General features: G+C 66.8%; 18 protein-coding genes. 12 read left to right on the top strand and 6 right to left on the bottom strand.

Annotated elements, in window-relative coordinates:
• Positions 1-31 precede the first annotated feature (31 nt).
• The 4 genes from CDO52_RS07215 to CDO52_RS07200 are packed head-to-tail and all read left to right on the top strand — an operon-like array spanning position 32 to position 4,593.
• The gene (locus tag CDO52_RS07215) at positions 32-1,561 is read left to right on the top strand and encodes a GMC family oxidoreductase (RefSeq protein WP_017620021.1); all 1,530 of its coding nucleotides are present in this window, start codon (positions 32-34) and stop codon (positions 1,559-1,561) included.
• A complete protein-coding gene (locus CDO52_RS07210; protein WP_017620020.1) occupies positions 1,558-2,598 on the top strand; it encodes a Gfo/Idh/MocA family protein in 1,041 nt (346 codons plus the stop codon). Before CDO52_RS07215 ends, CDO52_RS07210 begins: the two co-directional genes overlap by 4 nt.
• Before the next feature lie 5 nt (positions 2,599-2,603).
• Positions 2,604-3,941: a sugar porter family MFS transporter gene (locus tag CDO52_RS07205; RefSeq protein WP_152471743.1), complete on the top strand. Its 1,338-nt coding sequence runs from the start codon at positions 2,604-2,606 to the stop codon at positions 3,939-3,941.
• A gap of 49 nt (positions 3,942-3,990) precedes the next feature.
• A complete protein-coding gene (locus CDO52_RS07200) occupies positions 3,991-4,593 on the top strand; it encodes an HAD family hydrolase (protein ID WP_017620018.1) in 603 nt (200 codons plus the stop codon).
• A gap of 110 nt (positions 4,594-4,703) precedes the next feature.
• Here CDO52_RS07200 and CDO52_RS07195 read toward each other — a convergent pair whose 3' ends face one another.
• Positions 4,704-5,471, bottom strand: coding sequence for a FadR/GntR family transcriptional regulator (locus CDO52_RS07195; RefSeq protein WP_017620017.1), 768 nt, complete (start codon positions 5,469-5,471; stop codon positions 4,704-4,706).
• A gap of 1,108 nt (positions 5,472-6,579) precedes the next feature.
• Here CDO52_RS07195 and CDO52_RS07190 point away from each other — a divergent pair.
• Positions 6,580-6,723 carry a hypothetical protein gene (locus tag CDO52_RS07190; RefSeq protein WP_193373691.1) on the top strand — a complete coding sequence of 48 codons (144 nt, stop codon included), beginning with the start codon at positions 6,580-6,582 and terminating at the stop codon, positions 6,721-6,723.
• A 38-nt stretch (positions 6,724-6,761) separates the two neighbouring features.
• Here the strand turns inward: CDO52_RS07190 and CDO52_RS07185 are convergent, their stop codons facing one another.
• Complete coding sequence (locus tag CDO52_RS07185) at positions 6,762-7,775, bottom strand: SEC-C metal-binding domain-containing protein (protein ID WP_157745476.1); 1,014 nt, start codon at positions 7,773-7,775, stop codon at positions 6,762-6,764.
• Between the two features lie 522 nt (positions 7,776-8,297).
• On the opposite strand from CDO52_RS07185, the gene CDO52_RS07180 reads away from it, so the two are divergent.
• The 3 genes from CDO52_RS07180 (at position 8,298) to CDO52_RS07170 (ending at position 10,075) form a co-directional block, all read left to right on the top strand.
• Positions 8,298-8,558 (top strand): hypothetical protein, encoded by a 261-nt coding sequence (locus tag CDO52_RS07180; protein WP_026126046.1) that lies wholly within the window; start codon positions 8,298-8,300, stop codon positions 8,556-8,558.
• The gene (locus CDO52_RS07175; RefSeq protein ID WP_026126045.1) at positions 8,551-8,745 is read left to right on the top strand and encodes a hypothetical protein; all 195 of its coding nucleotides are present in this window, start codon (positions 8,551-8,553) and stop codon (positions 8,743-8,745) included. The genes CDO52_RS07180 and CDO52_RS07175 overlap by 8 nt, the downstream gene beginning before the upstream one ends.
• 325 nt (positions 8,746-9,070) lie before the next feature.
• Complete coding sequence (locus tag CDO52_RS07170) at positions 9,071-10,075, top strand: FAD-dependent oxidoreductase (RefSeq protein ID WP_017620014.1); 1,005 nt, start codon at positions 9,071-9,073, stop codon at positions 10,073-10,075.
• Positions 10,076-10,132: 57 nt separating this feature from the next.
• Here CDO52_RS07170 and CDO52_RS07165 read toward each other — a convergent pair whose 3' ends face one another.
• The 3 genes from CDO52_RS07165 to CDO52_RS07155 all read right to left on the bottom strand — a co-directional run bounded on the left by CDO52_RS07165 (position 10,133) and on the right by CDO52_RS07155 (position 13,111).
• Positions 10,133-10,768 (bottom strand): TetR/AcrR family transcriptional regulator, encoded by a 636-nt coding sequence (locus CDO52_RS07165; protein ID WP_017620013.1) that lies wholly within the window; start codon positions 10,766-10,768, stop codon positions 10,133-10,135.
• 188 nt (positions 10,769-10,956) lie between these two features.
• A complete protein-coding gene (locus CDO52_RS07160) occupies positions 10,957-11,904 on the bottom strand; it encodes an alpha/beta fold hydrolase (RefSeq protein WP_017620012.1) in 948 nt (315 codons plus the stop codon).
• Between the two features lie 256 nt (positions 11,905-12,160).
• The gene (locus CDO52_RS07155) at positions 12,161-13,111 is read right to left on the bottom strand and encodes an aminoglycoside phosphotransferase (protein WP_026126044.1); all 951 of its coding nucleotides are present in this window, start codon (positions 13,109-13,111) and stop codon (positions 12,161-12,163) included.
• A gap of 468 nt (positions 13,112-13,579) precedes the next feature.
• Between CDO52_RS07155 and CDO52_RS07150 the strand changes: the two genes are divergently transcribed.
• The 3 genes from CDO52_RS07150 (at position 13,580) to CDO52_RS07140 (ending at position 15,881) form a co-directional block, all read left to right on the top strand.
• Entirely contained in the window at positions 13,580-14,569 is a 990-nt protein-coding gene (locus CDO52_RS07150) for a hypothetical protein (RefSeq protein WP_017620010.1), read from the top strand.
• 234 nt (positions 14,570-14,803) lie between these two features.
• Positions 14,804-15,274 (top strand): hypothetical protein, encoded by a 471-nt coding sequence (locus CDO52_RS07145; protein WP_017620009.1) that lies wholly within the window; start codon positions 14,804-14,806, stop codon positions 15,272-15,274.
• A complete protein-coding gene (locus CDO52_RS07140; protein WP_033301013.1) occupies positions 15,252-15,881 on the top strand; it encodes a TetR/AcrR family transcriptional regulator in 630 nt (209 codons plus the stop codon). The genes CDO52_RS07145 and CDO52_RS07140 overlap by 23 nt, the downstream gene beginning before the upstream one ends.
• Before the next feature lie 171 nt (positions 15,882-16,052).
• On the opposite strand, the gene CDO52_RS27315 is transcribed toward CDO52_RS07140, so the two are convergent.
• Positions 16,053-16,451 (bottom strand): SdpI family protein, encoded by a 399-nt coding sequence (locus CDO52_RS27315; RefSeq protein ID WP_152471742.1) that lies wholly within the window; start codon positions 16,449-16,451, stop codon positions 16,053-16,055.
• A 581-nt stretch (positions 16,452-17,032) separates the two neighbouring features.
• On the opposite strand from CDO52_RS27315, the gene CDO52_RS07135 reads away from it, so the two are divergent.
• A complete protein-coding gene (locus CDO52_RS07135; protein WP_026126042.1) occupies positions 17,033-17,845 on the top strand; it encodes a VanZ family protein in 813 nt (270 codons plus the stop codon).
• Positions 17,846-17,959: the final 114 nt, after the last annotated feature.

The raw sequence follows: 17,959 nt of genomic DNA, 5'->3' as shown, positions 1-17,959 counted from the left end.
TCGCCAGCTCCGTGGAACGAAGGAATTCCCCATGGTCAGCTCTGAAACGTATGACTTTGTCGTGGTCGGCGCGGGTGCCGCCGGAAGCGCTCTCGCCGCACGGTTGAGTCAGAACCCCGATCGCAAGGTCCTGCTGCTGGAAGCCGGACCGCGTGATGACGATCCGCGGATCGCCCGCCCGGCCTCCTGGCCGTTACTCCTCGGCAGCGAGCTGGACTGGGGGTACCGGACGGTGCCGCAGGCCGCGCTCGGCGGCAGGGAGCTCGCCTGGCCTCGCGGCCGTGCTGTGGGCGGGTCTGGGGCCATCAACGCCATGGTGCATATCCGCGGCGCGGCATCGGACTTCGACGCGTGGGAGCGGTGGGGCGGCGACACCTGGAACGCACGGCACATGCTTCCGTACCTGGAGCGGTTGGAGGGCCCCGCCGACGCGGAAGAGTACGGTCGCCTCCCCGTGGCCGAGAACACCGACCCGCACCCCTTCGCGACAGCATTCATCGAGGCCGCGCAGAAATACGGCCTGCCGGGTAATCCGGACTTCAACGCCGGCCAGCAGGAGGGCGTCGGCCTCTACCGCACCACACGCACCGCCGCCTCCCCCGACGCTCCCGCCCGCCGGGGCAACACCGCCCGCACCTACCTGCGCCCGGCCCTCGACCGTCCGAACCTCACCCTGTGGGAGAACACGCACGTCCTCGGCATCCTCCTGGCCGACGGGCGCACCACGGGGGTCCGGGTACGGCGCGGCACGACGGTGGCATCCGTGCGCTGCACCGGCGAGGTCGTCGTGTGCGCGGGTACGGTGGCGAGCCCGCAACTGCTCATGCTCAGTGGCATCGGACCCGCTGACCACCTCTCCGCGCTGGACATTCCGGTCGCGGTGGACCTGCCCGGGGTCGGCGGCAACCTGCACGACCACGTGCAAGTGTCGCTGGCCTACGACACCGCCCATGCGCACCCCGTCGCCGACTCGTCCAACCTTGGCGAGGCGGGCGGATTCCTCACTCTCAGCCGCGAATCACCAGCGCCGGACGTGCAATTGTCCTTCGCTCCGATGAAGGACCTCAACAACGCGGGCAGGTTCGGCCATGGCTTCACCATCGGGCCGGGCGTCACCCGTCCGCTCAGCCGAGGCAGGCTCACCCTCGCCTCCGCCGATGCGGGCACGCACCCGTTGATCGACCCCGCCTACCTGTCCGACCCCGCGGATCTCGACGTACTGGTGGAAGGGACGCGGATCGCCCGCGACATCGCCGCCACCGACCCCCTCGCGGACCTGGCCAGCAGCGCTCCCCTGGGCGAGGCACCCACGCGCCGGGAACTCGAGGAGTTCGTCCGGGCCAACGCGCAAACCCAGTTCCACCCGGCCGGTACCTGTCGGTTCGGCGGCGACGGGGACAACGAAGCCGTCGTGGATCCCAGGCTCCGGGTGAAGGGCGTGCGTGGTCTGCGGGTGGCCGACGCATCCGTCATTCCGAACATGATCACCGGAAACATCCATTGTGCTGTGGTCGCGATCGCCGAGCGCGCAGCGGAGTTCATCCAGGAGGAGAACGCATGACGAGATTCGCAGCGGACAGCACGACCCTGCGCTGGGGCGTACTGGGCGCCACCTCCTACATCAGCACGCACGTGATGCCCGGCATCGCCCGCACCCCCGGCTGCGAGCTTTCCGCCGTAGCGAGCCGCCCCGAGCGGGCGGCCGCCGCAGCGGAGGTCGGCCGGTCCTTCGGCGCCACCGTGCACCCCGACTACGGGACGCTCCTCGCGGATGACGCGCTCGACGCCGTCTACATCCCACTCCCCAACTCCGACCACGTCGACTGGACCCTGCGGGCACTGGCTGCCGGCAAACACGTCCTGGTCGAAAAGCCCATGGCGATGACCGAAAACGACTGTGTACGCATCGAGAAGGCGGCCGAGGCGGCCTCGCGCACTGTCATGGAAGCCTTCATGTACCGGTTCCACCCGCAGCAGCGGCGCACCGCCGAGCTCCTCGCATCCGGTGAGATCGGTGAGCTACGGGTCGTCAGGGCTTCGTTCGCGTTCGGCATCGAGTCGGGAAGCGGCAACATCCGGTTGGAACCGTCGCTGGGCGGGGGCGCCACCTGGGACGTGGGCTGTTACGCGGTGGACGTCCCGCTTCTGTTCTTCGGGCACGTGCCCCAGACCGTCAGTGCCCGATTCAGCCGCCGCCCGGGGATCGACGTGGAGACCAGCGCGGTCGCCACGATGGACTTCGGCCAGGGGCGCAGTGCGGTGGTCGACTACAGCATCGACTACGGGCCCCGTTCCTACTACGAGCTCCAGGGAACTCGCGGCAGCATCACCGTGCGCAACGCCTGGGCCATGGAGGGCGAGGACGGTGTGATCACCGTGCTCACCCATGACGGGATCCGCGAGGAGACCATTCCCTCAGCGAACCACTACCAGCTCCAGGTCGCCGCCTTCGCCGAGGCCGTACGCGACAACGTCCTCGCCCCCATGTCGCTCGCCGACTCCCGGAACACCGCCCGCGTGGGCGCGTCTCTCGTGGCCTCCGCGGCCGCCGATGGGGCCAATATCGCCACCACGGGTGACGCGACGGTGGTTCCGTGACCGCGATGCGGTCACCGGTGGTGGTGCGCGCTCTGACGGTGTTCCTCGCGTCCCTGGGTGGCCTGCTGTTCGGCTACGGAACGGGCGTGATCGCTGGGGTGCTGCCCTTCATCACCACGGCGTTCGAACTGTCGTCCTGGGAACAGGGAGCGGCGGTGTCGGCCGCCCTGCTGGGGGCGACACTGACCGCTCCCAGCAGCGGGTGGCTGGCCGACCGGTTCGGCCGCCGCCCGGTGATCCTCGTCGCGGCGGCGGTGTACACGGTGGGCACCGCCGCCTCCGCCGCCGCTTCCGGCCCGCTGGTGCTCCTGAGCGGACGCTTCCTGGTCGGCCTTGCTTTGGGGGCCACGTCGCTCGCCGTGCCGTTGTACATCTCGGAGATCTCGCCGCCCGCCCGCCGCGGCGCACTGGTGACCCTCAACCAGCTCATGCTCACCGGCGGGTTGCTGCTGTCCTATGTGGTGGCCTACCTTCTGGAGCCCACCGGTGCCTGGCGCTGGATGCTCGCCGTCGGCATTGTCCCGGCCCTGGTGGTACTGGTCGGGGGCTTTCTGGTCCCGGAGTCGCCGGACTGGCTGCGCAGCCAGGGGCTCGGCACCCGGGCGAAGCGGGCGGCGCTCCGGCTCGGTATCGATGCGGGACCCGAGCCCAGCCTGACGGGCCCGGTGCGCGGGCTCGAACTGCGCAAGGCCTGCGCCCAGGCGGGCCCCCGATGGGTGGCCCTGGGCCTCGCCATCGCGGTACTCGTCCACCTGACGGGCCTGAACACGGCGATCTACTACGCGCCCACGATCCTCGTGTCCAGTGGACTCACCTCCGCCGGAGGCATCGTCGGATCGATCCTGGTGGGGGTGTGCAACGTCCTGGCCACGGTGGTGACCGTGCTGTTCCTTGACCGGTGGGGGCGGCGCCCACTCATGATCGGCGGACTGCTGGTCATGGCGGCCGCTGCCGTGGCGATCGCCGTCGCCCAGTTCCTCGGGGCGGTGGGGGCAGCGACCGCGCTGCTGCTGTGCGTGTTCATCACGGCCGGGGCTGTCGGGCCAGCCGCGGTGTTCTGGGTCTACATCGCCGAGATCTACCCCTCGCGGACACGCGGTGTCCTGATGAGTCTGGCCACAGCTGCACACTGGGCAGCGGACTTCCTGGTGGCGACGACGTTCCTGCCCCTCGTCCAGGGCTTGTCGCTCGCCGGAGCGTTCGTCGTCTACGCGGCGATCACCGGAGCCGCGGCCCTGGCATTGGGCCGATGGATGCCAGAGACACGAGGACGCTCGCTCGTCTCCGCACGGGAGCCCGCCTCCGCCATCGACCAGGCGCCCTCCACCAACCCGTCCAGCTGACCCCCGAGACCGTCCCGGCCTCCGACGAAACAGGAAAGCGTACTCTCGCATGCACCCCGAACTCGTACCTCACAACGCGGACTGCCTGCTCTTCGACTGGGACGGCACCCTGGTCGACAGCCAGTACACCAACTACCGCGCCATGTCCGGCGCCTTGGCCACCGAGGGCGTGGTCCTAGAGCAGGAGTGGTTCGATGCCCGCACCGGGCTCTCCTCCGCGGAGATGATCCGCACCCTGGTCGAAGAGCGCGGCCTGCGGTTGTCCCGCTCTGTGGAGCAGATCGTCTCGGAGCGCGACGAACTGTTCCTCAAGGAGGCCCACAACGTGCGACCGCACGCGGAGGTCCTCAAGGTCGTCGATGCGATGCACCGTCGACTGCCGATGGCGGTGGCGTCGGGCGGGGCCCGTCACATCATCGAAGAGACGCTGCGGCACCAACCGTTCCACGACCACTTCGACACCCTGGTGACCCGTGATGATGTGCAGCGAGGCAAGCCCGCCCCGGACATCTTCCTTCGCGCGGCCCAGGACCTGGGAGCCGCGCCCTCACGCTGCACGGTCTACGAGGACAGCGACGAAGGTATCGCCGCGGCCCACGCCGCGGGCATGGCCGTCATCGACGTCCGCCCCTTCACCGAGGCCCGAGCCTGACGGCAGCCGGCCGATCAGAGGCGCAGGCCGAATCGCGGCCACGCTCGTCCGGCCCTACCGACATACGCCCGGAATACACGGGGTCCCTACCTTCCGTGGTCGAGCGTTCCTCATGTGATGTAGGAATCCCCGACCACGTTCTGGCCTGCTGCCAGGCCCTGCCAGGCCGCACCGTCCTCGACCTGCTCCAGTGCCGCGATGATCTCGCTGACGATCGCTTTCATGGCGGCCTCCGCAACGTCGGGGAGACCGCCGTGGACCGCGGAGGCGACGTGCGTGTGGAGGCGGAGCGCCTCGGGCCGGGGAGGGTTCGGAATCAGGTGGTACTCGGTGCGACCGGTGAGCACCTCGGCGACGACTCCGCACAGCCCCGCGAACATCTCGTTGCCCGACAGCGTGAGGATGCGGCGGTGGAACTCGATGTCGAGCCGAAGGAACTCCTCCAGGTTCCCCTTCTCTCCGGTCTCGACCATGCGGGCGTTCAGCTCGACCAGCTCCGTGCGTTCCGCGGGCGAGGCGTTCCGGGCGGCAGCAGCAGCGGCCGGAGGTTCGATCGCCGCGCGCAGCTCGGTCAGCGAACGCAGTTGGGCCATCCGTCCGGGGCCCGCCAGGCGCCAGCGGATGAGCTGAGGGTCGTAGACACTCCACTCCTCAGGCGGACGCACCCGGATGCCGGTGCGCGGCCGACTCACCACCAGCCGCATCGACTCCAGTACCCGCACGGCCTCCCGGGCCACGGTTCGGGAGACGCCGTAGTGCTGCACAAGGCGCTCGAGCGTGAACACGTGGCCGGGAGCGTACTCACCGGCCGAGATCGCCGGCCCCAGCTCCGCGAGCACGCGGTTGTGCAGGGTGCGGTGGTCGGCTTCTGCGTTCACAGGTCCTTCCCCATCCTCTCTGGGCTCGGTTTTCGACCGTCTGCGGGGCGAGCGGTAACAGGGGCGCCGGGAATGGCTGAGGCACTGGCCTGACCGAACGAGTGAGGCTTCGTGGACGGTGCCGCGTCACTCACCTCGGCCTCACACAGAGAGCGTGGCCGCTAACGCCCCCCGACATACCCAAACCGCTCCTTGTATTGGGGCGATGATGTTCGCTGAGGTCATTGAGGTAGTAGTTTCCGCGTGAATCAAAAGCACCTCTCATATGAAGACCGCCCAGCCCTCCCCCGGATCGCGGCTGACCGCCGATGCCACCGGAATCACCCCCGGGCCGCAGAGCCCTACACACCGAGACCGTTCACGCTACCGGCCTGGGCCGGATGTCGGCCGAGGGCCTGCTGTCCGGCGACTGCAGGCATTCGACGAAGGGATGGGAAAGGCATCGGCGCCGACAGTGCAGGATGTCGCTGAGGTGGACCTGGGGGTCACCGATTTCATGGTCGGCATCCGCGCACCTGCCTGTGCGCAAGTACGCGACGAGAACCGACAGAGTCACCACGAGCGAGAGCTGGGACCGCTTCGGCTGCCGTCGGGGGTTCCATCCCACTTACCTCGGCCGGGCTGCGCTCGGGCGTGGAGCGTGGAGAACCTGCCGTCGCGAGCCACGACTCGTACGAGCGGCGCTACTCGCCTCTTCCAGTAGGAGGGGGTACTGACGCGGTGCGGCCTCATCGCCGCAGCGGGTGCACGGCGCCGTCGAACGCCGTTATAGGCTGCGCCGGGAACGGGCGAAGGTCGACCGGGATGCAGCCGCGTCGATGTCGCTAGACGAGCCCCTCCACGGGTTCGCGGCGGTCATGGGTGCCCCGCTCGCCGAGTTCAATGCCTGCCTCGACCAGGAGAACGCGGATCCGACCGCCGACTCGGTCGGTTACGCCCAGACCCAGCTGACCAGATCACGATCTACGCGTGTGGTGCGGCACTCCAGCCGGAGATCACGAACCTTCCCGTTTCGTCGGCTTCGGCCCGTCGCGAACGTTGATGTCGCTTCCCTGGCCGATTGGCAGGCTGGCGACCATGGGAATCACGAAGCTTCGAGGTGTCCGTGGTGGGCGAGAAGCACCACTGCAGCCATCCGGATGTGCCTCCGGTCGACAACGTCGGGTTCCTGGACGACGTCCTGGCCGTGGAAGCCGAGCGGGCTGGGGACGAGATCCGGCGGCTCCGCCTCGGCGAACGCGTCGAGTTGTAGGCGGGGCGGCAGCCTATGCGAGGTCGGGCCGACGTCGCTCAGCGCTTCGACGGGGAACCACAGCACTTCTTGTACTTTCGGCCGGCCCCGCACCAGCACGCCTCATTGCGCCTCGGGGGCCAAGCGATGATGCGCGGATCGTCCTCACGTAGCGTTTCGACGAACGCGTTCCGCGTCTCCGGAGCGGCGTGGTCACGCCCGTTCTCCGCCGCGTAGGCGACAAGGTCCTCGACGCTGTGCACGGCGAAGTACACCTTGACGTCCGGGTGCTCCTCCGCCAACCGCCGAACCGCCCGCTCGGCCGCCAGGTAGTAGGCGTCAGGGTCATCACCAGCCCGCTCCGCTTCCTCCCCGTACAGCAGGCCCTCCCGCCGAGCACGGTCGAACGAGGACCGGGTGAAGCACGCGCTGATCGTGCCCTGGGGCAACGCTTCCTGCCCAGCGGCCGACTCGACGAGACGCTCCCGTCCACCCATTCGACTCTCGCCGTATTGTGTCCACACCGCCACATCGAACTCGTCCTCTGCCAAGCCGAGCGCTGATCGCACCCGGGCGCGCCCCCGCAGGGCCCCCAGATCGAGGAGATTCCGCACCGCATCCTCGGGAACCTGCCTGAGACCACGACGGCAGGCACTGTTGAACCAGGTGAGAGCATCTTCCAGTCGCTCCCGCGCCTCAAGGCTCTCGGCGAGGAGGACGGCGGGCATCTCCATCGGCCCGCGTTTCGACAGCTCGCCGATAGCCTCGTCCGCCGCAGCGGTGTCGCCCTGCTCAAGGAGCAGGTCGATTCTCTCGACCATGGCGTCCTGGGCGTCCGCTTCCGACGGCGGCGCCGCGATGACCGCCTCGTACACGGCCATCGCCCGTTCGCACTGGCCCTTGCTGATCAGGTCTCTCGCGGTCTCCAGAAGGAACTCGACCGTGTCGTCGGGGTAATTCCGGAGGACGTACTCGACGCCGCGACCAAGCGAAAGGCGCATGACACGGGAAAGGAGCTCGTCTTCCCCCTCGCCGGTGACCGCAGACATGTCTTGGGGGTCAGGGGTAGGCATATTCGGAACGCTACCGAGGGACGCACGGGGCGTAGCGGTCATTCACAGAATTACCGCACCCGCGCGGCGGTACCCCCGTCCGGTCCCACGCCTTCCCCATGTCCGGCGGCTTGCCGGTGGCCCGCTGTTCCTCGCGGAACTCACCCCGGCCGAACGCGTGGACACCCGGTACTGGGCGTGGAGGTTTTTCCGCGCAGCCGACGCCTCGCGCCAATACGGTTTTGGCAGGATGCCGAGGTGACCCCGCATCCGATCACGTCGCCCTCGTGGCTGATCCTGGGCATGGCGATCCGGACACAACAGGTGCCGACGAGAGGGTGGAGCCACACCAAAGCGGCATCCTTGCCCGGTAACCACCCAGAGCCAGGTTGGTCGGATCTCAATGCCCGTGGCGCTTTGACCGAATCATGCTGCGCCGGTCGGCGTTCTCCAGGTATGGAGTTTGAAGGGGAAGCGCCTCCCCATCCTCTACGGGAAGGAACGCTCGCACTCGCCCAAACCCATCCCGACCAGGCGCACACCGTGATCGCCCACGAGCCCCCGCTCTACAACATGCTCGACGACCACGACGAGCTCATCGCGGCATCCGAGGACATGATCGACACCTATGTCTCCGGCGATGCGTTGGGGGCGTGGCGCACGTTCATGGACATCGCCGGCCTCCCTATGCCAGAGGAGGTCTTCCAACAGATGTTCGGGCAGCGCACCGAGAAGGAGGCCGCCGAGGACCGGCGGTTCTTCCTGCACACGATGCGCCAACCCCGACCTCGACCTTTTGCGTGACGCCGCGACCCGCATCGTCGTCGGCATCGGTGAGGACTCAACCGGTCAGCTGTGTGACCGCACCTCCCGGGCACTCGCGGCAGCGCTCGGCTCGGCACCCGTCTTCTTTCCCGGTGGTCACGTGGGTTTCACCGAGCAGCCCGACACGTTCGCCGCTCGCCTCCGCGAGTTCCTCCATCGGGACTGATGAGGAGCGCGGCGGGTCCTCTCCAACCGTTGAGCTCCGCCTGGTAGCGGTCGTGCTTCACGCCCGTATGGTTCGCGATTTGCTGTGTGTCCAGTCCTGCGCCAGGGAAGACGGTGTCCGCTGATGGGAGGAGGTCCCCTGCGTCTGGACAACAACCGCTGGCCCGCGGGTATGTGACGCCCGGCTGGCGGTGCTCCGGCGATGGCTGACGCTGGTCACGGCCGTATGGCACGACGTGCCCAGGACTCCGGGGCAAGCCCTGATGACCAGGCGAGACCGCACCGGTGTTGTGCCGTCGGATGGCGGTGAACCATGATGAGGCACCATGGCCATCCACTCTCCGGCCCGCCACGACGACCGCGAGAACGCGCCTGGGCACCGGCGGATCGCCGTCATCGGAGCGGGTGTCATGGGGTTGAGCATCGCCCACGACCTTCGCCTGCACGGCCACACCGTCACCGTGGTCGCCGACCGCCCCGCCGCCGACAGCGTGTCCGGCGTCGCGGCCGCGATCTGGTTCCCTTACCGCAGCGGAGCCTCGCCCCTGCTCGCGTCGTGGCTGCAGCGGTCCAAGGAGCGCTTCGAACACCTGGCCGCCGACCCCGCCACGGGAATCGACCTGAGGGCAGGCACTGTCGTCGAGCGTGATGAGCACGCCGACCGTTCCTGGACCGCAGCCGTGGTCGGTCACCGCGAAGCGGAGGCCGCAAAGCTGCCGCCCGGCGCGGTGGCCGGTGTGCGGGCGACCGTACCCGTGATCGCCATGCCGTATTACCTCTCCTGGCTGCACCGCCGCTGCACGGAACTGGGAGTGCGCTTCGCACGCCGCACGATCTCCTCCGTCGGGGACCTCGACGGAGAGGCCGACCTGGTCGTCGTCGCGGCGGGGATGCGCTCCGGCGCACTCCTGGACGACCACACGCTCTACCCCATCCGCGGGCAGATCGTCCGGCTCGCCAACCCCGGACTCACCGAGTGGATCACCGACGACGACAATCCCGCGGGCGTCACCTACGTCGTTCCGCGCCGCGACGACATCGTCTGCGGCGGCGTCGCCGAGGTCGGCTCCTACGACACCGAGCCCGACCCCGAGACCGAGCGGGCCATCCTGGAACGCGCAACCAGCCTGATCCCCGCGTTGAAGGGGCTTCCGGTCCTCTCCCGAGCCGCCGGTCTGCGCCCGGCCCGGGACACCGTCCGCCTGGAACGTGTCGAGGGCCATCCGCTGCCTGTCATCGCCTGCTACGGCCATGGAGGTGCCGGAGTCACCCTGTCGTGGGGCTGTGCGGAGACCGTCTGCGACCTCGTCCCGGCCCAAGGCGTGGCTTGATCGCTGTCCCGGCACTCCCATGCTCGCCGGGCACTCACGCCCTCCCCGCTCTGGTCCTCAGCACCCGCCTGTTCGCAGGGCCGTGCGATGCAGCATGTCGAGGACGGCCCCCGTACTCCCGGCGAGGTCGTACTCGGGGTCGGTGCGGGCCTGCGCCACCACAGCGTCGATCACACCGGTGAGCATGATCGCCAAAATCTTCGCGTCCACATCCGAGCGGTACTCCCTGGCCTCCACCGCCGCTGTGATGAGGTCCGCGAGCGGTTGCCACCGTGCGGCCGATCCGGGATGGTCCTCGATGCCCGTGGCGTTCGCGGGGCTGAGCGCCTCGACGATCATGCGTACATGCGTCGGGTTCTCGGCCATGTGGCTGATCATCGAATCGACGTAAGCGTCCACGGCACTCGCGGGGCCTGACGCCGCCTCCAGTGCGGCTGTGACCCTCTCGGTGAGCGCGCCGATGACCGCGTCGTAAGCGGCACGAATGACCGCGTTCTTCGTCGCGAAGTGGTAGATCACCGCACCCTTGGTGATGCCGGCGGCGTCCGCGATGCGCTGCAGGGAGCACCCGGCGTAGCCATGAGCGGCGACGAGGTCGATCGTGACGGCGATCAGCTGCGCTCGCCGGGCCTGCTCGGTGAATGTCGGCTGTCGGTTCGCCGCATCGCGGACGCCATGTGACCTGGCGGGCACTCTTCTTCGACCTCCTGTTGGTGGCTGAGAGGGGTGGCGGTTGCCGTGACGGCCGCCGCCGGGGGCGTAGACCCACGGCCGAGGGCCGAGTCCGGTGGTCCAGGAGGTGTCGTCACTATCCTGCCCGAAGCCGTGGGCGGAAACGGCTGCTCCGCCGGCGCCAGACCGGGGCGCGTGCCTGCTCGGATTCAGTCGGCGGAGCCCTCGTCCAGCTCGCTCAGGAACGCAGCGACGTCGGCGGCAATCTCGTCAGGGTATTCGCCATTGATCGCGTGCGACGCGTCGTGATAGGTCAGCACGGTGCCCCGGGAGAGCGTGTCCTCGGCCTGCCGTGCGGCGTCGGGCGAGTTGTGCATGACGGACTCACCAGCGATGATCGCCAGCACCGGCAGGCCGACGGTCCGCAGCTGCTCGGCCGAGAACCGGCTGGGCACCAGCAGTTCGAGGGCGTAGTTCTTCATGCCCGACTCGATCATGTCCGCGACCGGGACGTCCTCCACCGGGGCACCCCCTGCGGTCCAGCTGTTGAACCCGTCCCGCCAGCTCTTCGGGAACCAGGGGACCGAGGCCGGGATGGACCGCGCCACCGTCTCCCAAGGCATGTCCGCGAAGGTCATCGCCGGATCGAGCAGGGTGACACTCGCGAGGGTGTCCGGTTGCCGGATGGCGAGATTCATGGCGGTCCAACCGCCGATCGACAGTCCAAGCAGATGCACCCTGGGCTCGGGCAGTTGCGACAGCGCCTGGTGGAGCCACCGGGCCTGGTCCTCGTCGTCGCGGATCGGGCGGGTCTGAATACTGGCCCCGGGCTCGCCGAGCAGGTCGACCGTGTACACGGTACGGATCTTCCGCAGAGACGGAAGGTTGTCCGCCAGCACCGGCGACGCCGAGGCCCGGCCCGGCAGGAATACCAGCGGAGCCTGTTCGGGAGCGGCACCGTCGAACCGGTACATCCGGACCACTCCGTAGTCCGTTCGCACGTCGAGCGTGGCATCCGGCTCCGGAAGGTCCTCCATCGCCCGCTGGTACGCCGCGAAGAACTCGTCGTGGCCCTGGGCGGAGGTGAAGTGCCCGACGGGCGAGGTGTCCCGCACCGTCAACCAGCCCCCGAGGGCGGCGGCCACCAGCCCGATCACCGTCCATCGAATCCCCCATCGGGGACGACTCGGACGCGACGCCGCTGATCCCCCGCCTGTGCCCCCGGTCGGCGCATTCCCGTTCATTACGCATCATCCCCGTCTCCAGCGGGCAACTGACCATGCGATCATTAGTCTGACCAATCGGTCAGTAATGCGCAAGAGTCTTTGGACCCTGCCCCTGACGGTCCCCACCTGAGAAGCCGAGAATCCGGTGCCCGCGCCGCACCCGCGGCGGATCCGCCCTCCGTGCCCGTCAGGCCGCCAGGCTTCCGGCGAACGGCATCGACCGCCACTGCTCGGGGAGCTGCCGCATGGCATCCACGAGCAAGGGCAGTTGCGGCGTGAGCGCGAGGCTGGCGAAGGCCACCAGCATCCCCACGGCATTCACGAAGCTGAGGACGTCCTCGTTCAACGGCCTCATGCCCCTGCGCTGAGCTGCGCAGTTGTAGGCGGCTTCGCAGTCGGGTCCGAGGAGGGCCATGTCCCACTCGACGGGCCCCAGCGTCACCATCTCGAAGTCGGCGTACAGATCCCCGCCCACCCCGTGGAAGATGTTCGCGACCGGGGAGTCGCCGTGAACAGGCTGGACGTCGATCCCCGGGAACTTCCATTCGAACATCGTGCGGGAGCGCACGATGGGCTCCAGGACCCGCCATTCGCGGCGCATACGCTCCAGGTCGGCCGGATCGATGAGGTCGGGGCGCTGTTCGAGCATGGCGATGCCGTCGTCGATGAACCGCGGTTCGGCCGCCGACAGGAATCCCAGCTCCCCCGGATAGTCGCGCATGGCGGCGTGCAGGCCGGGAACGAGGCCGGCGTTCGCCACGTAGTCGGGCTCTCGGTCCTTGACCTCCTCGACCAACTGCCAGAACGTCATCGAGAACCCGTCGACCCGGACGGGCTCCGCTGGAATGAGGAGGCTGGGAGGAACAACGGGGGTCCCGCGGTCCGCGAGCCACCGCACCATGTCCAGTTCCACCCGCTGCCGACCGGCCAGGCTGTCGAGGTCGGCATGCTGCGGCACCACGGTGAGAACCCGGGCCACGACGGGCGAGGGAGCAAGGTGGACGACGACGGAGAACAGGTCGTGGAGCACCCTGGGCTCCGTCACGGTGAGTCCGAAGTCACGCCCTCCCTGCACAGCCGCGTCCACGGCGCGTGAGGTTCGGTGGGCGAGCTGCTCCGGTGTCATGAACGCACTCATTGTGCGATGTTCCCATGACAGGTCAACTGAATTTCTGTCGGAAAGGATCAGCCCAGGCCTTGGAGGTAACACTCTCCATCACGTAAGCGGCTGTAAGCGCAGGAGCCGGATCCGAATGCGGTCTCTGTCGCGCCAGCGCTCGGCCGCCCTTTCCTGCCTGCGGGGCACACGTGTAGCCACTCGCCGACAGTGAGACGGCTGGTCGTGACTGAGACGCGCCTGGAGTCGGTGACGCCGGCAGCGGCGCCTTGTCAGCAGCCGCCTTCTTCCAGAGAGTTCCGTAATGGGGTTGTGGCGCGCCATGCGTACACCTATGGTTCACGTAGGCAAGGAGCTCGGGACAGAACCTGGGCCACCGCCGATCCCTTCGAGGCATGGAGCGTCGGAACGCGCCCTCGCCACCGCCTCTCTCCACATTCTTCCCTGACCATCGAGCCGTCATCGGCCCGGTAGTCGAAAGGCGTCTTCATGACCATTTACTCTCAGCACGCGAACCGTGGGAAAACGCAGATCCTGGCAACGTACGAGGGCTCGGACGGGGTCGTGTCGTCAACTGTGACGAGCCTCGGTGACCCCGCTCTCGCAGTACCGATCATCGACGTGCTCAACCGAATCTCCGCCCTCGTCACCGTCCCCCTGAGCGTCCATGATCTCCGTGATCGCCGCGTGGCTAGCTATCCGAGCAAGCACCTTGCGGCGCTGACAGACCGAGCTTCGCGCGCCGATCTTCTGACCGGTACACACAGTTTGTGGTACGAGTACGCCTGTCTGCAGCTCCACCAAGCGCTGGCTGATTTGGACGACGCCCTGGCGACGGTTCCTGAGCCGGTCCGGATCGCGATCGACGCGGAACTGGAAGCGGAGGCGCGAGAGTTGTCCGAGGCACTCGCCGAGTACTCAGAGGGAATTCCCATGCCCGAGACAGAGGGGCGACGTCACTGGGACTTCGGCCATCCATTCGTGACGTATGACGGCGGAATGGACACGCTGAGCCGTGACATTCGTGAGCAGTTGGATCGTCTCGAAGAGGGGATCACCGCCGAGGAGCGTGAGAAATCCATCGAGGACCTACGGGTATTGGCCACCGCCTTCTCTCGGTGCTCCGGCGGGCTGGCTTTCCTGGAACACGCTCACCTTGAGATCTTCGCTGAGCCGTACGATTCAGACGGTTATTACATGTCAATCCAGGCGCCGCAGCCCGGCGACGACGATTCCGGTTCTTGGGACATCGGGATCGGGCGCTGGGAACCCGATGATCCCGACGAGGAAGACGGCAGCGCGACAGGTCACATAGTACTTCGCTGCGTGCTGCCCACATCGCCGGGCGCTGATGAGATCGCCAATCTGCTGAATCAGCTCGAACGGGAGCCGAACCTACTCGCCAAGTGGGCTGAGACGCCTGTCGGAGCAGCACTCGGGGGGACGAAATTCGTCGTCACTGAGGGCTGCGACAATTGAGCCTCGGCCCGACTCAAGCGGCCGGTCTCCGGGCCTTGAGTCGGGCGGTGTCGGCGATTTGGGTGTCGGGTTGCTCGTGGGCCCGGTGTTCGGCGACGTTGCGAACGTGGCAGCGCTCGGCCTCGTTCTCGCTCTGCTTCTCGTCCCAGACAAGCGGGTCTTCGATCAGCCGCCTACGGCCAGTGGGGCGCCGCCATGGAACTCGCCTCCGGAGCTTCCTGACCAGAGCGTCGAATGCGCGAGCGGACGGTTCAACACCCATACACCTGCGAAGGACTCACCACCGGCCGGGTCACCCAGCCCAGCCGAAGCGTGCACGCCGGGGTGTGGTTCCGGCTACTGCGCTGCCTAGTAGACGAGTTCAGCCTCGCCCTGAGCACCCGCAGCGCCCACGGCTGGGCCACCCTGGAGCGGATCTGGCCGCGAACAGCCCGCCAGCTCCTCGCCTTCTTCAGTTGCCGCACGCTCGACCGGTTCGAGGAGGAGCGCGCCTTCCTGTTCGGCGCCGACATCTCCGCCGAGTTCCTGCCCACGTGCCCCGACCCGACTGCACGCGACTACGACACACAAAAACCGGCCGCCATGCTCGACACCGCCGGTCAGCGGCAGATCACACCTCCAGCAGCGCACCCGCCAATGCTGTGCACCCCAGCAGGCATACGCCGCTCTGTATTCTTTAGGGATGGCCTGTCTCATCGGACCTGACGCGCATCGCAACATCGTAGCCGACGCAGCGTTTCGCATTATTGCCCGTGACGGACCAGACGCGGCGACGATCTCCCGCGTGGCACGCGAGTCCAGCTTTCCTAGCGAGATTATTCGTTTGTACTTCACCGACACGAAGGAACTGCTGATCTTCGTCCGGGAAGTCGCGTATATGCAGTTGACGTGCCGACTCGACCAGCACGACCCCGCACACTCCCTTGCCGACCCCACCGCAACCGCTGATGAGAAGCGCATGGCCGTAGAGAACGCCTTGGCGCAGTTCCTGCCGGTTGATACGGAGAGGCGCCAGGACACCGAGGCCTGGCTCGCGTGCTGCGTCCACGCGTCTTCCCGACCAGAACTCGAGCCGCACATCCACGATCTCCAGAAGAGCATGCGCCTGGGATTCCCTGAGCTTCTGTCCGCTGGTCAGGACGCGGGGCTCTTCGCTGACGATTTGGACGTTCCCCTCGAGGCCGAACGGCTCGCTGTACTACTGGACGGCCTGACTCTGAACGCGCTGCTGCACCCCGATATCACGGGCCCCGAGACAATGCTCGCTGTGTTACGCCAGCACCTTGACAGCCTCCGCCCTGCCAGCGGCTAAGTGTTGTGGTCATTGATCCGCCCCCGCTTGTGGTGCATTCGCTAACGGCAAACCGAGCCCCTCACTTCGGTTTCCCACCGAGAAAGCCTCCGGCCCCTTTTTCGGCATCTCTCATCGGATAACGACCGACATCGGCGACCAGACCGATGACATTTTCGAATTCTCGATTTATCAGCGCTTTTCTGGGCAGTTGTTCACTGCATCTTTTCCGCCCTTGCCAGCTACGATGGCTGCAATGACAAGAATGACAATGACTGCCATGAAACCGGAAGCAGGAAGGATCACAACAGCGGAACCGACGGAACCCATTGACAGGGCAACAACTGCAACCCCAGTCGTCAGAACGCTGATGACGTAGCCAGTAACAGCACAGACCGTCAACCAGGGAGCCGCCTCCCTGTGACCCTCCATCCAGGCCGCGTCCGAGGACTTCGTGATACGCGTCCTCAGCCCGATCGCAGAGTTCCTTCCCAGGCTGCCGTTTGCCGTCGCGTGTCTAATGTAATGAGCCAGTCCCGCTACGGCTGCAAGCCCAAACGCCGCAAAGATAAGAGCTCCCGATTCTTCCATTGCCAGTCTTGTCCTCCCTGATTGGGATTTCCGCGGCGACTCGAAACACTGAAACGATACTCACGGCATCAGACATCTACGTGGCCCGCCAGCCCAAATCCGCACCATGCTTAGGCAAAGCCATTCCTCAACCACCCAGCTTCCGTGAAGCACGTCACGAAAATCACCCGATCAGCACTACAAGGTGTCCAGAAGCGGCCACCGTGGACTTACCCACTCCGGGATCATGGCATGATAACTGACGTCGTCACAATGCTGCCGACGCCTGAGGTACCGTACCCTCTACACTGCCATACTGGCGGACGATTTGCTCATGCGCTGATCCGATTTATCACTGCCACCATCGCTGGCCCGAGACATACGGAAATAAACGACCAGCGCATGCAATGCATCAAAAGCGAAGGATTCATGAGAAGGAAATTCTACATCAGGGAGCTTCTCATCAAGGCTGCAGCCGCGGCCACCGCAGAAGTCATTATTCCCGTTCCTGCCACTGCCCCGTGTCCGCCGAAGATCAGGCTCACACTGTTTGGCGCTGACAGCTCTCCCAGTCAGTCCTTCAGCGGCGAAAGGTTCTCTTGATGTGGCACGTCCTGTTCTACACCTCGCCATGGACAGTGGCAGTATCCGTGCTGGCGCTGGCGGGGGCAGCAGGAACGATGGCATTTCTGCGACGTCGATCTCCAGCGAGGTTCGCGCGCCGAGCTCGGATACTCCTGCGCGTTTCCTGTGCCGTCTACATCGTGATCCTTGTTCCCCCGATCTCTGATATCTCGAAGATCGGCGAAGGTGATCGCGCCGTCAACTGGAACCCGTTCGTTTCCTACGAAGAAGAGCAATCCGACGAGCTCGAAGGATCCTATGTTCCTCTGCCGGACATTGACGACACCTACGTCTACTACGGGGCGCAGGAGCTGTCGCGGGAGCAGGCAGAGGAGGCCCGACATCAGGCGGACCCGAGCGACGCCGCCTACTATCGCTACCCCTTGGCCGGCGGCGGCGCAGTCTGGTTCGACTCCCATGGCCGTGACCTGGACACAGAAACACGCGCCGAGCTCAGTGAGCAGAACCCACCCAAAGAGTACGTCTCAGTCCACGACGCCACCGAAGGACTCGTAGCCGCAGAGAAAATCCTCAATCTCTTGATCTTCATACCGATCGGCATTGTGGCGTTCGCGTCCTTCTCTTCCTGGTGGGCGCGCCTATGCGTTGGCCCCGTGCTGTCCGTCGCCGTTGAGACCGGCCAGTGGCTCATGTCAGCTGGGCGTGTAAGCGAAACCGCCGACGTGATCGTCAACTCCGCTGGACATATCGTCGGTGTCCTCATGGCCGCTGTCTCAGCAATGCTTGTGGGCCGCCTCGCCGCGCGATCCCCCAAACGACTGGATCGGTGAACTGGGCCTATGCGGCACTGGCCGCTACCTCTGCGCGCTGGCGAAGCCGGCGTCCAGGAGCAGGAGCACCGCGTCGACCTCGAGGGGGCGTTCACGCCGGTCGAGGTCCAGGTG

The sequence above is a fragment of the Nocardiopsis gilva YIM 90087 genome (assembly GCF_002263495.1).
In the GTDB taxonomy this organism is placed as follows: domain Bacteria; phylum Actinomycetota; class Actinomycetes; order Streptosporangiales; family Streptosporangiaceae; genus Nocardiopsis_C; species Nocardiopsis_C gilva.
The sequence above is the reverse complement of the archived record's forward strand: the minus strand, read 5'-3'. Positions and strand labels throughout refer to the sequence as shown.

Bases quoted from the DNA above. Each gene is read 5' to 3' on its own strand.
- CDO52_RS07215 (WP_017620021.1), top strand. From the start codon at position 32: ATGGTCAGCTCTGAAACGTATGACTTTGTCGTGGTCGGCGCGGGTGCC.
- CDO52_RS07170 (WP_017620014.1), top strand. From the start codon at position 9,071: ATGGCCATCCACTCTCCGGCCCGCCACGACGACCGCGAGAACGCGCCT.
- CDO52_RS07145 (WP_017620009.1), top strand. From the start codon at position 14,804: ATGCGCGAGCGGACGGTTCAACACCCATACACCTGCGAAGGACTCACC.
- CDO52_RS07155 (WP_026126044.1), bottom strand. From the start codon at position 13,111: ATGAGTGCGTTCATGACACCGGAGCAGCTCGCCCACCGAACCTCACGC.
- CDO52_RS07200 (WP_017620018.1), top strand. From the start codon at position 3,991: ATGCACCCCGAACTCGTACCTCACAACGCGGACTGCCTGCTCTTCGAC.
- CDO52_RS07140 (WP_033301013.1), top strand. From the start codon at position 15,252: ATGGCCTGTCTCATCGGACCTGACGCGCATCGCAACATCGTAGCCGAC.
- CDO52_RS07185 (WP_157745476.1), bottom strand. From the start codon at position 7,775: ATGCCTACCCCTGACCCCCAAGACATGTCTGCGGTCACCGGCGAGGGG.
- CDO52_RS07135 (WP_026126042.1), top strand. From the start codon at position 17,033: ATGTGGCACGTCCTGTTCTACACCTCGCCATGGACAGTGGCAGTATCC.
- CDO52_RS07150 (WP_017620010.1), top strand. From the start codon at position 13,580: ATGACCATTTACTCTCAGCACGCGAACCGTGGGAAAACGCAGATCCTG.
- CDO52_RS07205 (WP_152471743.1), top strand. From the start codon at position 2,604: ATGCGGTCACCGGTGGTGGTGCGCGCTCTGACGGTGTTCCTCGCGTCC.
- CDO52_RS07210 (WP_017620020.1), top strand. From the start codon at position 1,558: ATGACGAGATTCGCAGCGGACAGCACGACCCTGCGCTGGGGCGTACTG.
- CDO52_RS27315 (WP_152471742.1), bottom strand. From the start codon at position 16,451: ATGGAAGAATCGGGAGCTCTTATCTTTGCGGCGTTTGGGCTTGCAGCC.